General features: G+C 39.5%; 14 protein-coding genes, 1 tRNA gene and 1 other RNA gene. 3 read left to right on the forward strand and 13 right to left on the reverse strand.

Annotated features, from left to right (window positions below; translation table 11 throughout):
• Window positions 1-146: 146 nt before the first annotated feature.
• From F959_RS13285 to kdpA, 5 genes are read right to left on the reverse strand one after another with little or no spacing between them, the layout of a single operon-like run.
• Window positions 147-848: a response regulator gene (locus tag F959_RS13285; protein WP_004880993.1), complete on the reverse strand. Its 702-nt coding sequence runs from the start codon at window positions 846-848 to the stop codon at window positions 147-149.
• Window positions 849-859: 11 nt separating this feature from the next.
• Window positions 860-3,508 (reverse strand): sensor histidine kinase, encoded by a 2,649-nt coding sequence (locus F959_RS13290; RefSeq protein WP_004880996.1) that lies wholly within the window; start codon window positions 3,506-3,508, stop codon window positions 860-862.
• Between the two features lie 13 nt (window positions 3,509-3,521).
• Window positions 3,522-4,133 carry a potassium-transporting ATPase subunit KdpC gene (gene kdpC / locus F959_RS13295; protein WP_004880998.1) on the reverse strand — a complete coding sequence of 204 codons (612 nt, stop codon included), beginning with the start codon at window positions 4,131-4,133 and terminating at the stop codon, window positions 3,522-3,524.
• A 9-nt stretch (window positions 4,134-4,142) separates the two neighbouring features.
• Window positions 4,143-6,152 (reverse strand): potassium-transporting ATPase subunit KdpB, encoded by a 2,010-nt coding sequence (gene kdpB, locus F959_RS13300; RefSeq protein ID WP_004881001.1) that lies wholly within the window; start codon window positions 6,150-6,152, stop codon window positions 4,143-4,145.
• Window positions 6,153-6,165: 13 nt separating this feature from the next.
• Window positions 6,166-7,869 carry a potassium-transporting ATPase subunit KdpA gene (kdpA, locus tag F959_RS13305; protein ID WP_004881003.1) on the reverse strand — a complete coding sequence of 568 codons (1,704 nt, stop codon included), beginning with the start codon at window positions 7,867-7,869 and terminating at the stop codon, window positions 6,166-6,168.
• Window positions 7,870-8,096: 227 nt separating this feature from the next.
• On the opposite strand from kdpA, the gene ssrA reads away from it, so the two are divergent.
• Window positions 8,097-8,456: a transfer-messenger RNA gene (gene ssrA / locus F959_RS16585) on the forward strand.
• Between the two features lie 433 nt (window positions 8,457-8,889).
• Here the strand turns inward: ssrA and adeE are convergent.
• Together adeE and F959_RS13315 are read right to left on the reverse strand one after the other, a co-directional pair.
• Window positions 8,890-12,003 carry a multidrug efflux RND transporter permease subunit AdeE gene (adeE, locus tag F959_RS13310; RefSeq protein WP_004881006.1) on the reverse strand — a complete coding sequence of 1,038 codons (3,114 nt, stop codon included), beginning with the start codon at window positions 12,001-12,003 and terminating at the stop codon, window positions 8,890-8,892.
• Window positions 12,004-12,014: 11 nt separating this feature from the next.
• On the reverse strand, window positions 12,015-13,139 hold the full coding sequence (locus F959_RS13315) for an efflux RND transporter periplasmic adaptor subunit (RefSeq protein WP_004881008.1): 1,125 nt from the start codon (window positions 13,137-13,139) through the stop codon (window positions 12,015-12,017).
• A 76-nt stretch (window positions 13,140-13,215) separates the two neighbouring features.
• Here F959_RS13315 and F959_RS13320 point away from each other — a divergent pair, with 76 nt between their 5' ends.
• Window positions 13,216-13,848, forward strand: a complete 633-nt coding sequence (locus tag F959_RS13320; RefSeq protein WP_004881010.1) for a TetR/AcrR family transcriptional regulator — start codon at window positions 13,216-13,218, stop codon at window positions 13,846-13,848.
• A gap of 217 nt (window positions 13,849-14,065) precedes the next feature.
• Here the strand turns inward: F959_RS13320 and F959_RS13325 are convergent, their stop codons facing one another.
• The 6 genes from F959_RS13325 to F959_RS13350 form a co-directional block, all read right to left on the reverse strand.
• Window positions 14,066-14,275, reverse strand: coding sequence for a cold-shock protein (locus F959_RS13325; RefSeq protein WP_004881013.1), 210 nt, complete (start codon window positions 14,273-14,275; stop codon window positions 14,066-14,068).
• Between the two features lie 106 nt (window positions 14,276-14,381).
• Window positions 14,382-14,615 carry a hypothetical protein gene (locus tag F959_RS13330; RefSeq protein ID WP_004881015.1) on the reverse strand — a complete coding sequence of 78 codons (234 nt, stop codon included), beginning with the start codon at window positions 14,613-14,615 and terminating at the stop codon, window positions 14,382-14,384.
• A gap of 185 nt (window positions 14,616-14,800) precedes the next feature.
• A tRNA-Met gene (locus tag F959_RS13335) sits at window positions 14,801-14,877 on the reverse strand.
• A 251-nt stretch (window positions 14,878-15,128) separates the two neighbouring features.
• Window positions 15,129-16,655 carry a DHA2 family efflux MFS transporter permease subunit gene (locus F959_RS13340; protein ID WP_004881017.1) on the reverse strand — a complete coding sequence of 509 codons (1,527 nt, stop codon included), beginning with the start codon at window positions 16,653-16,655 and terminating at the stop codon, window positions 15,129-15,131.
• 6 nt (window positions 16,656-16,661) lie between these two features.
• Window positions 16,662-17,810 carry an HlyD family secretion protein gene (locus tag F959_RS13345; protein ID WP_004881018.1) on the reverse strand — a complete coding sequence of 383 codons (1,149 nt, stop codon included), beginning with the start codon at window positions 17,808-17,810 and terminating at the stop codon, window positions 16,662-16,664.
• Window positions 17,811-18,076: 266 nt separating this feature from the next.
• Window positions 18,077-18,574 (reverse strand): thioesterase family protein, encoded by a 498-nt coding sequence (locus F959_RS13350; RefSeq protein ID WP_004881020.1) that lies wholly within the window; start codon window positions 18,572-18,574, stop codon window positions 18,077-18,079.
• Window positions 18,575-18,748: 174 nt separating this feature from the next.
• On the opposite strand from F959_RS13350, the gene hemB reads away from it, so the two are divergent.
• Window positions 18,749-19,762 (forward strand): porphobilinogen synthase, encoded by a 1,014-nt coding sequence (gene hemB, locus F959_RS13355; protein WP_004881021.1) that lies wholly within the window; start codon window positions 18,749-18,751, stop codon window positions 19,760-19,762.
• Window positions 19,763-19,804: the final 42 nt, after the last annotated feature.

Below are 19,804 nucleotides of genomic sequence, written 5' to 3' on the forward strand. Positions count from 1 at the left end.
AATGAAAAAAATAAATTTAAAAAATTAGGCAATAAAAATGATCTGAAAAGAGTTTTATTGGAATAAATATTTAATTAGATACGTGAAATTCATTTATTTTATCTTTGACTAATTTTTTATTATTCTAAAATATTATGAGTTCTTATTTAGCTTTCCTTAAAGCGTAATCCAACGCCTGCGATCGTAAAAATATAAGCGGGAGTGAGTGCTGAATCTCCGATTTTGGTTCGAAGTTTTTTGACGAGAATTCGCAGATAATGGGTATCTTCTTCATGGCTAACACCCCATAACTCGGTCATAATTTGTTTCTGCGTAACAATCTTACCCTGATGGCGAATCAGTAGTGCTAAAAGCTGGAATTCCTTTTTGGTGAGAACAATTTCTTCATTCGCTAACTTAACCATATGTTCAGCCACGTTCACAGATAATTGACCATCATCAAAGACAATTTTCTGTTCAACCTGTTGCGGTTTATTGCGAAACATCACTCGAATGCGTGCACACAGTTCCTGAATGCTAAATGGTTTCGTGACATAATCATTCGCGCCAGCATCAAGCAATTTAATTTTTTGATTTTCATCAGGACGCGCAGAAAGTACGATCACAGGAATGTCAGACCACTGTCTTAACTCAGTCAAAACCTCTTGACCATCCATATCAGGTAAACCCAAATCAAGAATCAATAAATCTGCACCTCGACTCGCCAAAGTCTCAAGTCCTTTCATACCATTCTCAGCCACATACACTTTATAGCCTTGCGCGCGCAAAGCAATGTCCAAAAATTTTCGAATTTGTGGTTCATCATCAATAATGAGAATCGCCATGTCTGAGTTGAATAATTGCGGCATAAAAACTGTATTTAATCCTGATGTAAAGGTAATCGTATTCTAATTAAAGTGCCTTGACCATGTTTCCCACTAAAAGCTTCAATACTCCCCATGTGCGCGCCAATAATCGCTTTTACAATTGAAAGACCCAACCCTGTTCCTGTTTTACCTCGATCTCCCCTTTGCATGGTATAGAACATATCAAAAATCTGCTCACGCTCATCTTCAGGAATACCAACACCTTGATCTTCAATCTCGATCTGTAAATAGCTTTCGATCTGCTGAATATTCACTTCTATAGGCACATTTTCTGGAGAAAATTTGGCTGCATTTTCTAAAACATTAAAAACAGCTTGTTCAATTAAAGCGGGATGTACATATAACGCAGGCAGCTCTTCAGCAAATGAAATCTTAATGCTCACATGCGGTTGATATCGTTTTAAACGTTCACTTGCAGAACCAATTAACTCATCAACGCCAATCCACGCACGACTGAGTGTTAATCCTTGATGACCCAAACGCGTCATATCCAAAAGATTTTGAATATAGCGATCTAAGCGCTCACCTTCTATATGAATGGTATCTAATAATTCATGTCGATCGGTCTCAGGCATTTGCTCGCCATAATATTTCAGCGTATCTGCTGAACCAATCATTGCCGCCAACGGCGAACGCAAATCATGTGATACAGATGACAATAAAGCAGAACGAAGCTTTTCAGTTTCAGCAACGACTCTAGAATTTTCCAACTGCAACGATAGCTGCACCCTAGAAAGCGTTTGTGCAATATCATCAATCATTAACTCAGCCAAACGTTGCTGCTCGAAGTGAATACTTTGCAAATTACGGTTAAATCGAATGGCAACCACACCAAAATCTGCCACTAAATTTACTGGGTTAAACCACCATTCTGAATTGGTCAAAGTATTGGTAAAACGCCCACATGGTTTAGCATTCTTTTGTGTCCAATCTGCTGCTATTTGATCTTTTTCATTCAAAATTAGTGTATCGCCTACTGATTGTCCACTCACTCTCAACCACACAGTAGCATTGAGCGAACTTTCCAAATGCTGCTTGGATATGTTTAAAACTTGCTCAACATCAACACAAGTAGATAACTTTCGCTCTAACTCTTGCAATTGGAGTGACATCGAATTTGCAGCGCGCAAACTCAGCACTTGAGCGCGTAGTTGATTGGCCAATCGTCCTACTAATAAAGCAGAAACGATAAACATAATAATCGTCATCACGCCACGCTCGGCACTGATTCGAAAGGTAAATCGTGGTTCAATAAAGAAATAATTATAAAGTAGAAAGCAAATCAAGACACTCATAATCGTAATCAGCATTCTTGTCCGCATCGCAACAATCAGCACTGTCACCACAAAAATCAAAGCCAGTTCGCTATAACCAATAAAGTGATCACTCACCAGTGCAACAAGAAAACCGAGTAATACAATTAAAATACTTTCCGTGATCTCACGCGGATTGAAACCAAAACCTTGCGTTAACCAATCAGAGGTTGTGTTTTCTATTCGCGTTTTAGATTCATTATTTTTGGCTTTTAACGGCTGAACAAAAGTAATCTCAAAAGGATGTTGTTTTTCTAAAAGCTGATCAGCAATATGATCTGAAGATAAGCGTTGCCATAATGATTTTTTAGCGCTCTTGCCCAATAAAATATTAGATGCGCCATAATCATAAGCAGCCTGTAAAATCGTTGCTGCAATTTGATTGCTATACAATAAATAGGTATCTGCACCTAACTTACGTGCCAAATTAAATGCTTTAGTAACAGCAAAAGTTTGCCTGTTTTCAATTTTGCTTTTTTGAATTGAAATCACACTCCAAGTCGCATTTCTCCTTTCGGCAATTCGATGTGCTCGTCTGACTAAATCCTCTGAAAACTCAGTTCCATCAATGGCTAACATCACATGATTTTGAATCGGAATAATTTGTCCTTGAGCTACAAATTTCTCCCGATAATCAATATCCACCTGTCCTGCAACCGTTTGAATCGCAAGGTCTCGTAAAGCTGTGAGATTGGCTGGCTTAAAAAAGCCTTGCAAGGCATGTGGGGCAACATCCGCTAAATAAATTTTGCCATGATTCATACGCTCCAATAGTTCAGGTACAGGCAGATCAACCAAGCGAATATCTTTTAATCTTTTTAATAATGCGTCTGGCACGGTTTCTGTTACCCGAATGCCCGTAATTTGATAGACCACATCATTTAAACTTTCGAGATGCTGAATATTCAATGTGCTATACACATCAATACCCGCATCTAATAACTCATTCACATCTTGCCAACGATATTCATGACGGCTATTGGGCACATTTCGATGTGCGAGTTCATCAACCAAAACAATTTCAGGTTTTAACTTCAGAATTTGATCAAGATCCATTTCATCTAAAAATCGATCTTGATATTCAACAGTCTTTTTAGGAACAACATTCAGACCTTGAATCAAAGCTTCGGTATCAGCTCGACCATGCGTTTCGACCACGCCTACCAGCACATGATGACCTTGTCGCATCAACTCATGTGCTCTCGACAACATGGCAAAGGTTTTGCCTACACCAGGTGCTGCGCCCAAGAAAATGGTTAAACGTCCAGATTGTTCACGTTGGCTATGTGCCAACCATGCATCTGCTTTGTTATTTCGGTCGATCTGCATAGGCTAAGCTCTATCAACGTGAAGTTGATGATAGTTGATCTAAAGCGATGTTGAGCTGAAGCACATTGACTCGCGCCTGCCCATACAAGCCCAATTGAACAGGTTGAATCTGTTGTTGCACTAAATCTCTCACTTTCTGCTCGGCTAAAGCACGTTGTTGTGCCACACGTTTCACTTGTAATAACGCACTTTCAGGTGAAATGTCGGGATCAATCCCACTACCTGATGCAGTAATCATCTCTGGTGGTACGTGTTGCTCAAGGATTTGATTGCTTTGAGCAAACTGCAAGGTTCTTTCTTTAATTTGCTTTTGCAATTCAGGATTAGACACTGCCAAGTTACTTCCAGCTACACCATCCACATTATAATTCCCAGTACTCGGACGACTATGGAAATATTGTTCACTCACAAAATTTTGTCCTACCAAGCTTGACCCGACAATTTTTCCATTTAACTCGATGACACTACCATTGGCCTGTTTAGGAAATAACAATTGAGCCAAAGATACACTCACACTGCAATACAATACGCCTGCGATCAAGAAACCAACCAGCACTAAACCTAGACTAGATCGAAAAATGGATTGTGCTTCAGTCGATAAGGGAAGATTTTCTAATGTATTCATGATGTACTCCTAAATCCACAACGACACAACAAAGTCAATCAATTTGATCGCAATAAAAGGGAAAACCACACCACCTAGACCATAGATCAGCATATTACGACGCAATAGCTGTAAGGCACTGGCCGGTTTAAATTGCACCCCTTTCAGCGCTAAAGGAATCAACATCGGAATGATCAGTGCATTAAAAATCAATGCAGAAATCACCGCACTACTTGGACTACTCAACTGTAAAATATTCAAGACATCAAGCTGAGGAATCGCAACGGCGAACAATGCAGGCAAAATCACAAAGTATTTAGACACATCATTTGCTAAAGAAAATGTGGTTAAAGCACCGCGGGTGATTAACTGCTGCTTACCAATTTCTACAACATCAAGCAATTTGGTTGGATCAGAATCTAGATCGACCATATTTCCAGCTTCTTTTGCAGCTTGCGTACCTGAGTTCATTGCCAAACCAATATCTGCTTGTGCCAAAGCGGGTGCATCATTGGTTCCATCACCGACCATCGCGACTAATTTTCCTGCGGCTTGTTCTTTACGAATACAGGCTAACTTATCTTCTGGTCGAGCTTCAGCAATATAATCATCGACACCTGCTTCAGCGGCAATTGCAGCAGCGGTCAAAGGATTATCCCCTGTTACCATGATGGTTTTAATCCCCATTTCTCGTAACAATGCAAAACGTTCTTTAATCCCTTGTTTAATCACATCTGAAAGTTCAATCACACCTAAAATTGTATGATTCGATGCAACAACCAATGGTGTTGCGCCTTTAGACGCGACTTGTTCTACCCGGGCTTTCAGCTCAATATTGTCTTTAATCTCTTGCTGGGTAAATTTTAGAATCGCATTCACTGCGCCTTTGCGAATTTTTTGCCCTCTCGCTAAATCAACCCCAGATAAACGTGTTGAAGCACTAAACTGAATAAATTCTGCATCTTTAGGTTCACGGATACTTTCACCCATTTCTTTCCCTAAACTCACGACTGATTTACCTTCAGGCGTTGGGTCAGCAAAAGACGTGAGCATTGCTGCTTGGCGTAATTCACTTGGACTCACACCAGCCAATGGGTAAAAAGCGGTCGCTTGGCGATCACCATAGGTGATCGTGCCTGTTTTATCCAACAGCAATACATCAATATCACCAGCAACCTCAACTGCCTTACCTGACTTCGCCAACACATTAGCTTTTAAGGCTCTGTTCATCCCTGCAATCCCAATCGCAGGCAACAAACCACCAATTGTTGTTGGAATAAGACAGACCAATAATGCAATCAACATCACTAGACTGATTTTGATTCCCACCATAGAACCAATAAACGGTAATGTGGCAACCACAACAATAAAAGTAATGGTCATGATATTGAGTAAGATACTCAGTGCAATTTCATTCGGTGTTTTTTGACGGTTTGCACCTTCAACCAAAGCAATCATGCGATCTAAGAAACTATTGCCTGCCTCATTACTTACACGAACAATAATTTGATCTGATAAAACTTTGGTACCCCCAATCACACCTGACCGATCCGTATTGGCTTCACGTAATACAGGTGCAGACTCACCTGTCACCGCCGACTCATTAATGGTGGCAAAACCTTGAATGATTTCACCATCTGCAGGCACGATTTCACCAGCTTTGATGATCACCAAATCATCTTTTTTTAATAAATTTGCAGAAATCACCATTGGAGTAGCATTTAGATCAGCAATTTTATTTGCCGTTAAGTTTTCACGAGCTTGGCGTAAAGAAGATGCCTGTCCACGTCCTTTGGCTTCTGCTACTGCTTCGGCATAATTGGCAAACAAAACGGTTACCAGTAAGATCAAGCTCAGTAAAATACCAAATCCAAAACTGGTGCTACCCATCAACGTTGCCACGATGGTTAAGACAGTTCCAATCCATACACATGCCATTACAGGATTTTTAAAGGCATGCTGTGGCAATAATTTATAAAAGGTTTGCTGAATAATTTCTTTATTCAAGATATCCATTTGTGTCGCATTAGAGTGATTCATAGTGCTTGCTCCACTAGATCTTTACAGATAAATAATCAGCAATTGGTCCAATCACCAACACTGGCATAAATTGCAAAAGCGTTAAAATCAGTACAATTCCAATTAAGGTGAGCGCAAATGTAGGCGACTCAATCTGTAAAGAACCCTTGGTCTCATCTGCTTTAGGTTTGGTTTCTAGACTGACTGCAATTAAAACGGGAATGATCAGTACGCTATAACGACCTGCTAATAACGCAACACTGGTACTTAAATTCCACCATACAGTGTTGTCGGCTAAACCTTCAAAACCAGAACCATTATTGGCAAACGCAGACACATATTCATAAAAGACTTGGCTAATAGCATGCGATGCAGGGTTTGAATTTCCTGTTAAAGGTGGGAAAGCGATGGCGATTGCAGTTAAACCAAGAATTACCACTGGTTGTAAGAGAATGACCAATGCCAATAACTTAATTTCAGTGACTTCAATTTTTCGTCCAAATAATTCAGGCGTGCGACCAGTCATCAAACCTGCAATAAATACAGCTAAAAATAGATAAATAAAGAACTGTAATAAACCACAACCGATTCCGCCCCAAATGGCATTAATCAGCATATTACATAGCTCAACCAAACCCGTTAATGGTGAAGCTGAGTCATGCATCATATTGACCGAACCATTATTCACTTGTGTGGTTAAACTTCCCCATAAAGCAGAAGCTTCAGCACCAAAACGGACTTCTTTACCTTCCATTAGCACCGTATTTGGAACCAATGAAGATTTTTCAGTCCATAATGTGAATACAGTGGAAGCCAATGACATCAACAACATCGTACCCAAAATCATCCACATTAATTTTTTGCGTTGCACAAAACGCCCAAGCATAAATACAACCGACATTGGGATCAGCAAGATCGCAAGCATCTCCAAAACATTGGATAATGGCGTTGGATTTTCTAAAGGCACACTACTGTTTGGACCATACCAGCCACCACCATTACTGCCTAATTGCTTGATCGCTACCATCGGTGCAACAGGTCCAAGAGGAATATGCTGGGTCTGAACTTCAGTACTTCGATCTAAAACTTGCGCAGTTGGACCAGCAGAAAGTGTTGATGGCACACCTTGAAAAGTCAGTAATAGAGAAAAAACCAAACCCAAAGGAATAAAGAATCGGAATAATGGTCGGATCATATCCATCCAATAATTTCCAAGATTAATTTGTGACGCATTTTTGGGTTCAATATTTTCCAAAGCTTGATCTTTAGGCTGTAAAAATAATGCTCTTAACATGGCTGTTAACAAAGCCAAGCCCATAATCGGAGATAAATATTGCAAACCAACAATCACTGTCATTTGCGACAGATAAGACAATTGAGCTTGTCCTGAATAATGCTGCTGATTGGTATTGGTTAGAAATGAAATCGTTGTGTGTACTGCCAAATCCCAATTCATATTTGGAATACGATCAGGATTCAACGGTAACCAAGCTTGCGTCATCAAGATCGCTATACTTATACCCAATAAAAAAAGATTACTGAGGACAAAAGCAGCAAGATATTGCCGCCAATTCATACCCACTTGTTTCACATTCAAAATGGCGTAAATTGGTTGTTCGATCCATTTAAACAAACGATCACTTTTCATTGGTTGGGCTTGCATCACATCTGCAAGATAGCGTCCTAATGGGTAGGCTAAAACCAATGCAAGGATAAATACGGAAATAAATTCCCACATAGCACATGCCATTTAAAAAAATAAGTCAGTACTAGTATGGAAATTGACTGCGTAAATTCTCTATATTGAAATAAGAGTAAGGCGTAAATTTTCTGTAAATTTTCTGTAAATTATTCTGTATTTAACTACCGTATGTTTGGAATGCCTACTTTTCAATCACAAATACATTCCATTAGAGATTTAGATTTAAATTTCCTATATTTGTGTTATGATGCTCGTTCATATATGGGGATGTTATTGGCTTCGACGCTGGTGATGAAGCTCATAGATGCATGCCGAGAGCGCATTTTCTCTCGTAAATAAAATTTGCATTTAAATAGTCGCAAACGACGAAACTTACGCTCTAGCTGCCTAAGGGCAGCTTGTCCGCTTCCTAGAATACTTGTGGTCTAGGAACCCGACCGAAGCGCACGCACACAAGTCCGTATAGAGTCAAGCCTCGGGGCTTTATACCAAACTTAGAGGATCGCACTTTGTACCCTGTTCGTCGGGTCACTTGGTGTTAAAACAATAGACGATATCTAAGCATGTAGTATTCTCGAGTGTAGTGCTGGCGGACGCGGGTTCAACTCCCGCCATCTCCACCAAAATTCGATTCGGAGCAATCCGATGAAATATAAAAAGCCTTTAAGTTCAATACTTAAAGGCTTTTTTATTTGACTCATTTTGTACAATATTATTTGACATTTTTATTACTTCACGTAGATAAGATCAATAAAAATCTAGCGAAGACGATTATTTATAATAAACATATATAATTTACAAGTATGGAATGTAACAGTCCACTTACAGAAAAAGATGCGCCGTATTTCAAATGAAAAAATAGATCTTATGCCATTCATTCTAATGAAATCGTCATTAATCTTTGCTGTTTAGAATAAATTGGCAACGTTAATCTAATTCTCTTTTAAACTTCATAGCAATATACCAATAAGCCCTATGTAGTTTTAATGAACATCATAAGCAAAAATCTCTAATCGAAATCGGCCTAGATATTTCGATTAGAGAATACTATTTAACTTATGTCTTAGGTATCGTCTTTCTTCTGGTAGATATATGGCGAACCAAAAAGAAAAATAATGGAACAAAGAAAATTGAAAGCAACGTTCCAGATATCATCCCTCCTGTCACAGCGATACCAATTTCTCTTCTACTCGCAGCACCTGCTCCTGTTGAAACTGCCAGAGGTAAAACACCAGCAACAAATGCCAATGAGGTCATGATAATGGGCCTTAACCTTTGACCTGCACCCTCAATAACAGCCTCTATTAATGACTGACCTTCAGCTAGTTTTGCTGCGGCAAACTCTACGATAAGAATCGCATTTTTAGCTGAAAGACCAATAGTCGTGAGCATCGCAACTTGAAAATAAATGTCATTAACATATCCTGCAATACTTGCAGCAATAACAGCACCAATTAATCCCAGAGGAATAACAAGTAAAACGGAAAATGGAATTGACCAACTTTCATATAATGCAGCTAAACATAAAAAGATAAATATGATAGATGCCAGATATAACCAGATCGTCTGGCCACTCGCTAACTTTTCTTGATAAGACAAGCCACTCCATTGGAGGCTAAAGCCTTGTTGTTGATCAATTAACTGTTGCATTTTACTCATTGCAGCACCTGAACTTTCACCAGTTGCGGCAGAACCCTGAAGCTGAACAGATGAAAGGCCATTGAAACGCTGCAACATCTGAGGTCCCATTTGCCAGTTAACAGATGAGAAACTAGCAAATGGCGTCATTTCTCCTGTCGTTCCTCTCACATACCACTGGCCAATATCTTGTGGTAATGACCGATACGCTGCATCACCTTGTAAATAAACGCGTTTGACACGTCCTCTATCAATGAAGTCATTGATATAAGAGCCACCCCATGCAGTAGATAAAGTACTGCTAATATCTGTCTGCGCTAAACCAAAAGCACTTGCCTTACGTTGATCAATATTAACCTGTAGTTGAGACTTATCTTCAAGTCCATTTAATCGCACGGCAGCAAGGCTAGGATCTGCGGTTGCCTCTTTTAAAACTGTATTTTGCGCAGCTAACAAAGCATCTCGCCCTTTACCCTCCGCATCTTGCATCCATAATTCAAAACCACTAGATTGACCTAATCCACGTACCGCTGATGGAGAAAGTACTTGAACTCGCGCTTGTTTCATTGAGCGAAAATGTGCATTTGCACGAGAAATAATTGCCTCGGCAGTATTATCCTCTCCCTTACGATCATCCCAATGTTTTAGACTGGCAAATGCCATACCTACATTCTGACCGCTACCAGCATTATTTCGTCCCATAACCATAAAAATAACGTTCAAGTTATCTTTCTCATTCGTCATGAAGTACTCTGAAATTTGGTTACCTATTTCTTTAGTTTCAGCTAAGGTTGAGCCCACAGGTGTACTAAATTGAACCATGACGGAACCCTGATCTTCTTGCGGAAGGAAACCAGTATTCATACGCGTATATTGCCATCCTAATAAAGCAGTAATCACAATAAATAAAACCATGAATATTCTAGGTTTAGTGATGATCTTAGCGAGTAAATTACGGTATTTAGACTGACTTTGATCTACTTTTTGATTAAACCAAGTAAAGAAACGTCTCTTTTTATGCTGATGATTGGTAGGTCTAAGTAAAGTTGCACATAAGGCTGGAGATAAAGTTAGGGCAACCACAGCAGAAAGCACCATCGCTGAGACTAATGTCACAGAAAATTGCCGATAAATCATACCGACGGAGCCACCAAAAAACGCCATTGGTAGGAATACAGCAGACAAGACCATTGCGATACCAACTAATGCACCTGAAATTTCTTTCATAGAGATAAGCGTAGCTTCTCTTGGATTTAGACCTTGTTCATGCATTACACGCTCAACATTTTCTACAACGACAATTGCATCATCAACTAAGAGTCCAATCGCCAATACCATCGCGAATAATGTTAACGTATTGATGGTATAACCCAATACACTTAGAATTCCAAAGGTACCTAACAAAACCACTGGAACAGCAATCGCTGGAATTAATGTTGCACGCCAACTTTGTAAAAACACAAACATCACAATAATAACAAGTGCAATTGCTTCGGCTAAAGTCTTAATCACGCCTTGAACAGATGCTTCTACAAATGGAGTACTATCACGTGGATATGCCACCTTTAGACCTGCTGGCATGGATGCTGTTAATCTGGAAACTTCAGCTTTAACACGTTCAGCTGTTTCAAGAGCGTTTGCACCTGAAGCCAACTGAATTGACATACCTGAAGCATATTTACCATTCAATCTTGTCGTAGTCTGATAACTTTCTGCACCTCGTTCGACTCGGGCAACATCTTTCAATAACACCACACTACCATTTGGCTCAGTCCGCAAAATGATATTTTCAAATTGACTTACCGTTTGCAATCGAGACAAAGCAGTTACTGTTGCATTTAAAGCTTGGTTTTCCTTAGTTGGTAAAGCTCCAAGCTCACCTGCTGTGATTTGAGTATTTTGAGCTTCAATAGCAGCTCTAACATCGGATGGCATCAAGCTATAACTATTTAATTTATGCGGGTCAAGCCATATTCGCATCGCATATTGCGCACCAAATACTGTGATCTCACCAACTCCATCTACCCGACTTAGTGGGTCTTGAAGTGTACTTACCATGTAATCAGATATATCAACATCTGATCTTGCACCACTTTCATCATAAAGAGCAAAAACTAACAGACTGTCTCCTTGAGACTTTGTAACGGTTATGCCCTGTTGTTGAACTTCTTGTGGTAAACGGCTCAAGGCTTGATTTACTGCATTCTGTACCTGAACTTGAGCTGTATCTGGATTCGTATTTTGATCAAAACTCAAACTAATACGAGCCTGACCAGCTGAACTACTTGTAGAAGAAAAATAAAGTAGACCATCAATACCCTTAATTTGTTGCTCTAATATTTGAGTAACACTATCTTCAACTGTACTGGCTGAAGCACCAGGATAATTTGCTGTTACATTTACACCGGGAGGTGCAATATCAGGATATTGCTCAACAGATAAAGTGAAAATAGAAATTGCACCCAGCGCCATAATGCATATGGACAATACCCAAGCGAATATCGGACGCGCGATAAAGAAACTAGATAGCATACGAAAATTCCTCAGCGAATTGGTGTAGGTTCAACGACCAGACCAGCACTTAACCCTTGCAGACCTTCAACAACAACTTTGTCTCCAGAACGCAAACCAGATAATACTAACCACCGATTATCTATGGCTTCGCCTAAAGTAATCGCTCTTTGTTCAACTTTATTCCCCTGTACAACAACCCACACAAATGCTTCACCATCAGCATTTCTCATTTCAATCCCTTGGGGAATTAATAAACTGTTTGGATGTGGTCCTGTACCAAGTTGTGCCCGCACATACATTCCTGGCAATAAAGATTGATTGGGATTAGCAAATGAAGAACGTAACGTAACACTACCAGTCGCTTCATCTACTGTAATATCGCTAAACTTAAAAGTGCCCTTTTCTGGATAGTTCATTCCATTATTCATCTGCAAATCAACACTTAACTCTTCAGGCTGTATTCCATCCTCTGTGAGTTGTTTCCGAAGTGCCATAAACTCATCACTGGATTGTGTTAAGTCCACATACATAGGATCTAAATTCTGAATTGTTACTAGAGCATCTACTTGACTAGACGTTACAAGAGCGCCACGTGTAATCGTTGATCGACCAATTCGCCCCGAAATTGGAGCCGTAATTTGAGTGTAATTAAGATTGGTTTGTGCAGTTTTTAGTAATGCTCTATTAACATTTACAGCAGCCTTTGCTTGTGCATAAGCAGCCCGTGCATCATCTAATTCCTGACGACTAACACCATTGACACTAATTAATTGTTCGTAACGTTCAGCTTGAAGACGAGTAGAGTTTACTGTTGCTTGAGCCAATTCGAGATTTCCTCGCGCTTCCTCAAAACTATCTCGATAAAGTGTTGAATCAATTTTATAAAGTGGTTGGCCCTTTTTTACATATGAACCTTCCTGAAAAAGCTGTGCAATGACTACCCCATTTACTTGAGGCCTGACTTGTGAAATTTCTGATGCAACTGTTCTTCCAGCTAATAGGTTGTTAGTTTCAATAGTTTCAGGTGTCATAGTCATCACGCTCACCTGTTGAATAGCTTTTTTTATAGGTTGATCTGAATCACATCCATTTAAAAAAGGGAGTAAAAGAAAGTAAAAAAAAATTTTATAACTTGAAAATCTCAAATCAGACATATCTAGAATCCTAGACCTATAGATAATTTATTTACTTTACTGTAAAATAAATATTAATCCGTTAGAAATTGTAATTATGTTGAAATTAAAAAAACCTAGAGGAAGGCCTTCAAATATTCGCCCAAAAATCATCTTAGCCGCACGTGAGCAATTTCTTGAGCATGGTTTAGATGTAAGTTTAGATAACATTGCAATTAAGGCAGGAACTACAAGACAAACGCTATATAACCATTTCCCAACAAAGACAGCACTACTTATTGAAATATTTGAAGATTTCAAAGCTGAAATGGATGCTCCTTTTATTGATAATAAAAACCTAGATAAGATCAATCATTTAGATAAGTTATTGTTAGAAATTTGCCAATCTGTTCAAAAACACTTTTATGATCACGATGTAATTCGAATTCAAAGACTTCTAATTATTGCTTTAGTAGAAATGCCTGAAATTCTTGAGCAAGTCCAACAACGGACTCATGGAAGTGTTAAAAAATCTCTAATCAATATTCTCGAAAAAGCAAACAATGCTGGGATCATCAAAGTATTAAATCCTGAAGCAGCAGCAAAAGTATTTTTGGGTGCTGTTATGGGATACTCATATCCAGCAACACTAATAGGTGGTAAAACACCACCCCAACAAGAGTTTCAGCAACTTAACCAAGAAATCTGCGAAACATTTTTAAAGGCTTGGGAATATAAGACTAAGAGCTAATGCCATAATTTTAATATTCACAGTTCATTAGATTTAATTGTTTACTATGTAAAGCTTAAATCTATTGAACACCTCAATGATCAGTTGGAAAAAATATTTTATTTTGATCAGCTATCTTCGTATCACAACTTAATAATCGCCAAATTGACTAAATATTTAAACTATAGACGATAAAAAAGCCCACCTAATGTGAGCTTTTTTATTGTGATCTAATGCCTTAGATCACAGTAATCGTTTTAGCTACTGGCCCTTTCTGCCCCTCACCTAACGTAAATGTTACGCGTTGCCCTTCTTGTAGTGCTCGAAAGCCTTTACTTTGGATTTCACTAAAATGGGCAAACACTTCTTGGCCAGAATCAGATTGAATAAATCCAAATCCTTTCTTTTCATTGAACCATTTTACTGTACCATTGATTGTTTCACTCATGCCTGCTGTACCTTCAAATATCTTGTTTGAATATAAATAAAATTAGACCGTGATGCTTTCAATCAGCCTATTTTCATTTAATAAGTACTACAGCTATGTGAAATTTTTATGTCAATCGATAAAGCTGATTCACCGAAGTATAGAAGCTATTTCCATCTAAATTAAAGTCAATTTCTTGACCAGACTCTAGTAGAACTTTTTTCCCAACTTCAACCCATTTAAAACCTTCCAACGTATTTTGTTGACGTTTAAGTGGGATAATTTGTACAGATATTTCATTGCCATTCACGGCTTTGGCTATACGCCATTCATTGATAATTTTCACGACAGAATCACTCATTACTGAGCTCAAGTGATCGATTTTGATTTACTACAAGATTAGACAAATGAGAGAGGATAACAACATTTCTAGAATCTAATAATTTTAGCTTTATTTAGGGTTATTTAAGCTAATTTCATTGCCAAAGCGATTATGACCATCAGCAATATTTAAAACATCACAGAGCAAAATTCAAATAAATAAATTGGTAGCGGGAGCTGGATTTGAACCAACGACCTTCGGGTTATGAGCCCGACGAGCTACCAGACTGCTCCATCCCGCACCAGAGGTTATGCTTTATACGCCTATAATTTCGATTAATCAAGCTTTTCACTAAAAAAATGCAAATTTAGTATATTTTACACCCAAAACCTTTAAATTGACGCTAAGAAACACTTTCCAAGTCTTTTGATTTTCCTCTCTCAAAAAGTACTTTTTGATAAAAAAATTACAATGAAAATAAAAAGTAGAAAAATAAAAAACCCGGATTAAGTATCCGAGTTTTCTACAGTCAATGATCTATTTTCATCTAAGTTAATGTGGTGCAGGGCCACCTGAGATCGGTTTCGGTTTTGGACTCATCCAAATGAATGCACTCGCAAATATAAACACCAGTGCCAAAAGCATAAATACATGGTTGGCTGATATGGTAATTGCCTCTTTATCGACTAAATTCGCAATCACACCCAGTGTTGCATCTGGAGAGAATCCATTTTGAAGCAAGCTATTTTGTACTTCTTGCGGATGTAAAATATTAACCATTTCACTGCGCGCCACTTTGGTATGATCATCCCAAATCGTCACTGCAATCGATGCACCGATTGCCCCTGCCATAGTCCTTAAAAAGTTCATCAAACCTGCGGCAGAAGCCATTTCTGATGGTAATACCGATCCCATTGCAATATTCGACAGTGGAATAAAGAAAAACGGTACAGCAAAGCCCTGCAAAATCTGCGGCCATGCCAAGGCCATAAAGTCTGCATCGGTCACCCAAAACATACGCATGACGGTAACAACACCGAGCAAAGCTAAACCAAAACTTGCCAATGCTCGTGGATCGTATTTCGTTGCCAGTTTCGCAACGATAGGCGACATGGTTAAACTACCAAATCCCATCGTGGCGGTGAGATAACCTGCCCATGTTGCGGTATAACCCAAATTGATCTGTAACCATTGCGGGATCAAGACAATACTGCCAAAGAATGAGCCAAAGCCAAAAGCCAGTGCGAGCACAGAAACTGCAAATCCCCGATGCCTAAATACATAGAGATTGACCACAGGATGCTTCTCAGTCAGCTCCCATATCATAAACACGATAAAGCCAACAACAGCGATCAGAGCAAGCATAATAATGCTGCTGCTATTGAACCAATCCCGCTCATGCCCAAGATCAAGCATGAGTTGCAATGCGCCAATCCACAACACCAATAAGCCCAAGCCAATGGCATCAATACGTAATTTTTCAGTTTTGGTTTCAGCAACAGAAAGCAAGCGTATCGCAGCTAAGACACAGAAAATACCGACAGGAATGTTGATAAAGAAAATCCAGTGCCACGACAAATTATCACTGATTAAGCCGCCCAAAATCGGACCTAAAATTGGGCCAACGACAGTGGTCATTGCCCACATTCCCATGGCTTGTGAATGTTTTTCTGGAGGGAAAATACGCATGAGTAAGGTTTGGCTGAGTGGCATCAGTGGACCACCACAAAGCCCTTGACCTATACGGAAAAATACCAACGTTTCCAGTGACGTCGCTAAACCACAGAGGAATGAAAAAATAGTGAAACCAATCAGTCCAAAGACAAAGACCCGAACCGTCCCAAAGCGTCCAGCCAACCAACCAGTTAAAGGAACACAAATTGCTTCGGCAACAGCATAGGACGTAATAACCCAAGTCCCTTGTGAACTTGAAACAGCTAAGTTCCCTGTGATGTGGGGTACAGATACATTGGCAATGGTGGTATCTAAGACCACCATAAAGTTTGAGAGTGCGATAACAAATGCTGCAAGTAGTAATCGTCCGCCACTCAGTTCTGCAAAAGGTGTTTGCGTTTTCATGGCTAATTACTTCGATGTAAGGTCAATATCCGCTTCCATCGACAAGCCGACACGCAGTGGATGTTCAGCAAGCTCTTTTGGATCTAGAGAAATACGTACAGGTAAACGCTGTACGACTTTAATCCAGTTACCTGTTGCGTTCTGAGCCGGAATCAAAGCAAATGCGGCGCCTGTACCGCCAGAGAAGCCTTGAACTACACCGTGGTAAACAACATCATCACCGTATAAATCAGATTTGAGTGTAACTTTCTGCCCTGCTTTTACTTTCGCAAGTTGGCTTTCTTTATAGTTCGCATCAACATAAAGCGCAGCAATAGGAACCACTGACATCATCACTGTACCGGGTGCTACACGCTGTCCAATCTGGATATTTTTACGTGTTACAACACCATCGACTGGTGCTCTTATCACAGTACGATCTAAGTCCAATTTAGCTTGTTCAACATGGGCTTGAGCAACCAAAACATCAGGTGTAGATGATTCATTGACTCCTTGAATCAATGCTTCATTTGCGGCCAAAGTACTTTCAGCTGCTTTACGGCTTGACGTTGCTTGAGCCAATCCAGCCTGAGCTAAATCCAAACTTGCTTTTGCTGTTGATACAGCACTTTGTGCTTTACTCAATTCTTCTTTTGAAATTGCACCAGAAGCTGCCAGTTCATTACGGCGCTTTAATTCTAGCGTAGCACGATCAAAATCTGCTTGTGCTTTGGTTACCTGCGCTTGAGCACTGGTAATTTCATCATTACGAACCACAACTTGCGAGTTAAGTGAGCTGCTGTTTGCCTGACTCTGTTTATATTGACGTTGCGCTTTTGCCAATTCAGCTTGAGCTTGTGCCAATTGAATTTTTGCATCACGCTCGTCAATGCGAACCAGTACATCACCCTGTTTCACTTGTTGCGTATCTTTAACCAAAACATCGGCAACTTGACCATTCACCATCGAAGTGATTTGTGCAGTTTCCGCCCCTACATAAGCGTTATCTGTAGTCACAGAATGATTGAAGAAAATCGCCCAAATGCCATACAAAATTGCTGCAAGAATAAGAATGATTGCAAAAAATCCTAAAAACTTTTTACGTTTTGCTTTCATTGCATCATCTGATGCCGAATTTAAAGCAGCATCTTGTTGATTCGCTTGGGCGTCACTCATAAGTTATTCCTGAAAATTAAAGAAAATTTTAACTTTTGGTTTAATCAGCCGATCAGTCTATTTTTAAAAACTTAACCGAATGTTAAAACAACAGGTCAAAATTCGAGCAAAAAATTTAAAAGCATTCTAACGACAAAAAATCACATAGCGAGAATAAAAAAAATAACTGGTGCGTTCAATTCTTATATTTTGATAATTATTTTCGGTAAAACTTATATACAAATATAAAAAAAGCGTCTGAGACGCTTTAATTATTGGTCTATTTTTTAAAATGCATATGAAGCAATTGCTGTTGCAATCGGTTTCCCTTCATCATTGACCATCGTCATTCTCATAGTGCAACCTTTACGTCCTAAACGTAAAGTTTCTGCTCGAGCAATAAAATATTTTCCACGACCCGGCGCAAGATAATCCACACGCATATCAACTGTCGCCAAACGCGACACTTTTTTGATGGTATCGGGTAAATCCTCAGGCGTTGCACGGCGATAGAGCTGTTCCATTGCAACAACACCACCAATGCTATCTAACATTGTTGCAGCAACTCCACCATGTAAAATTTGAAATGCGACATTTCCTACCAACTCAGGCTGCATTTCAAAATATCCTTCAATCTGATCATCAACGACACGCATGACCATGCCACTGTACTTAAAAAAAGGACAGGCATTAAATGCTTTACAAAGCTGCTTCAAGACCATGTCATGATCTGCCTTTGCACCTAATTGAATATTTCCAGTCCAGTTTCTCTTTACATCATTCATACGCTGCTAACATCCAAGGGAACGATAAATGCCCCATTATTTTGCACAAACTTTAAAATATGGGGCTACAATAGCTAGGTTTTTCAATTGATCTAAGCCGCTAAGTTTTCTCCCCTAGCATGACTTAAATGATTCAATAATTCCTATAGTGTAATACTGAACATCGAGATTGTTATGACTTATACGTTCAATCGCCCAGCTTTCCCAGCGACGCGCATGCGCCGTATCCGTAAAAATGACCAACTTCGTGCCATGGTCAGCGAAACACAACTCACAGCAAATCACCTGATTTATCCAGTATTTGTATTACCAGGACAGCAACAAACGCAAGACATTCCAAGCATGCCAAATGTGCAACGCTTATCAGCTGACTTGCTGTTAAAAAAAGCAGAAAGCTTACTGGAACTGGGTGTATCAAAGCTTGCATTATTTCCAGTCACGCCACAAGAAGACAAAAGCCTAACAGCGGAAGCGGCATGGGATGAAAATGGTTTAGTACAAACAACCTGTCGCTTACTAAAAAAAGAATTGCCAGAAATGGTACTCATTACTGATGGTGCACTTGATCCTTATACAACACATGGTCAGGACGGTATCATTGATGAGACAGGTTATGTGCTCAATGACGAAACAGTTGAATGCCTCGTGAAGCAAGCACTTAGCCATGCAGCTGCGGGTGCAGATGTCGTTGCACCAAGTGATATGATGGACGGTCGTATTGGTGCAATTCGCCAAGCGCTTGAACAAAATAGTTTTATTTATACCAATATCATGGCGTATTCGGCTAAATATGCCTCAAGTTTCTACGGTCCATTCCGTGATGCAGTTGGTTCTGCCAGCAATCTAAAAGGCGGCAATAAATATAATTACCAAATGGATGTCAGCAACCGTGCAGAGGCACTGCATGAAATCGCCCTTGATATTCAAGAAGGTGCAGACATGGTGATCGTCAAACCAGGTATGCCTTATTTAGATATTGTCCGTGAAGTAAAAGATACGTTTGGTGTGCCAACTTTTATCTATCAAGTCAGTGGTGAGTACGCCATGCTTGCGGGTGCGATTCAAAATGGCTGGTTATCTGAAAGTGTCATTCTAGAGTCGTTAATGTGCTGCCGTCGTGCTGGTGCTGATGGGATTTGGACGTATTTCGCTGAAGATGCAGCGCGTAAACTGAAAGAGATGAAATGATTGATCTGATTTTGGTATAAAACCTTATACTGAAATTGGATA

The sequence above is a fragment of the Acinetobacter venetianus RAG-1 = CIP 110063 genome (assembly GCF_000368585.1).
GTDB classification, from domain to species: domain Bacteria; phylum Pseudomonadota; class Gammaproteobacteria; order Pseudomonadales; family Moraxellaceae; genus Acinetobacter; species Acinetobacter venetianus.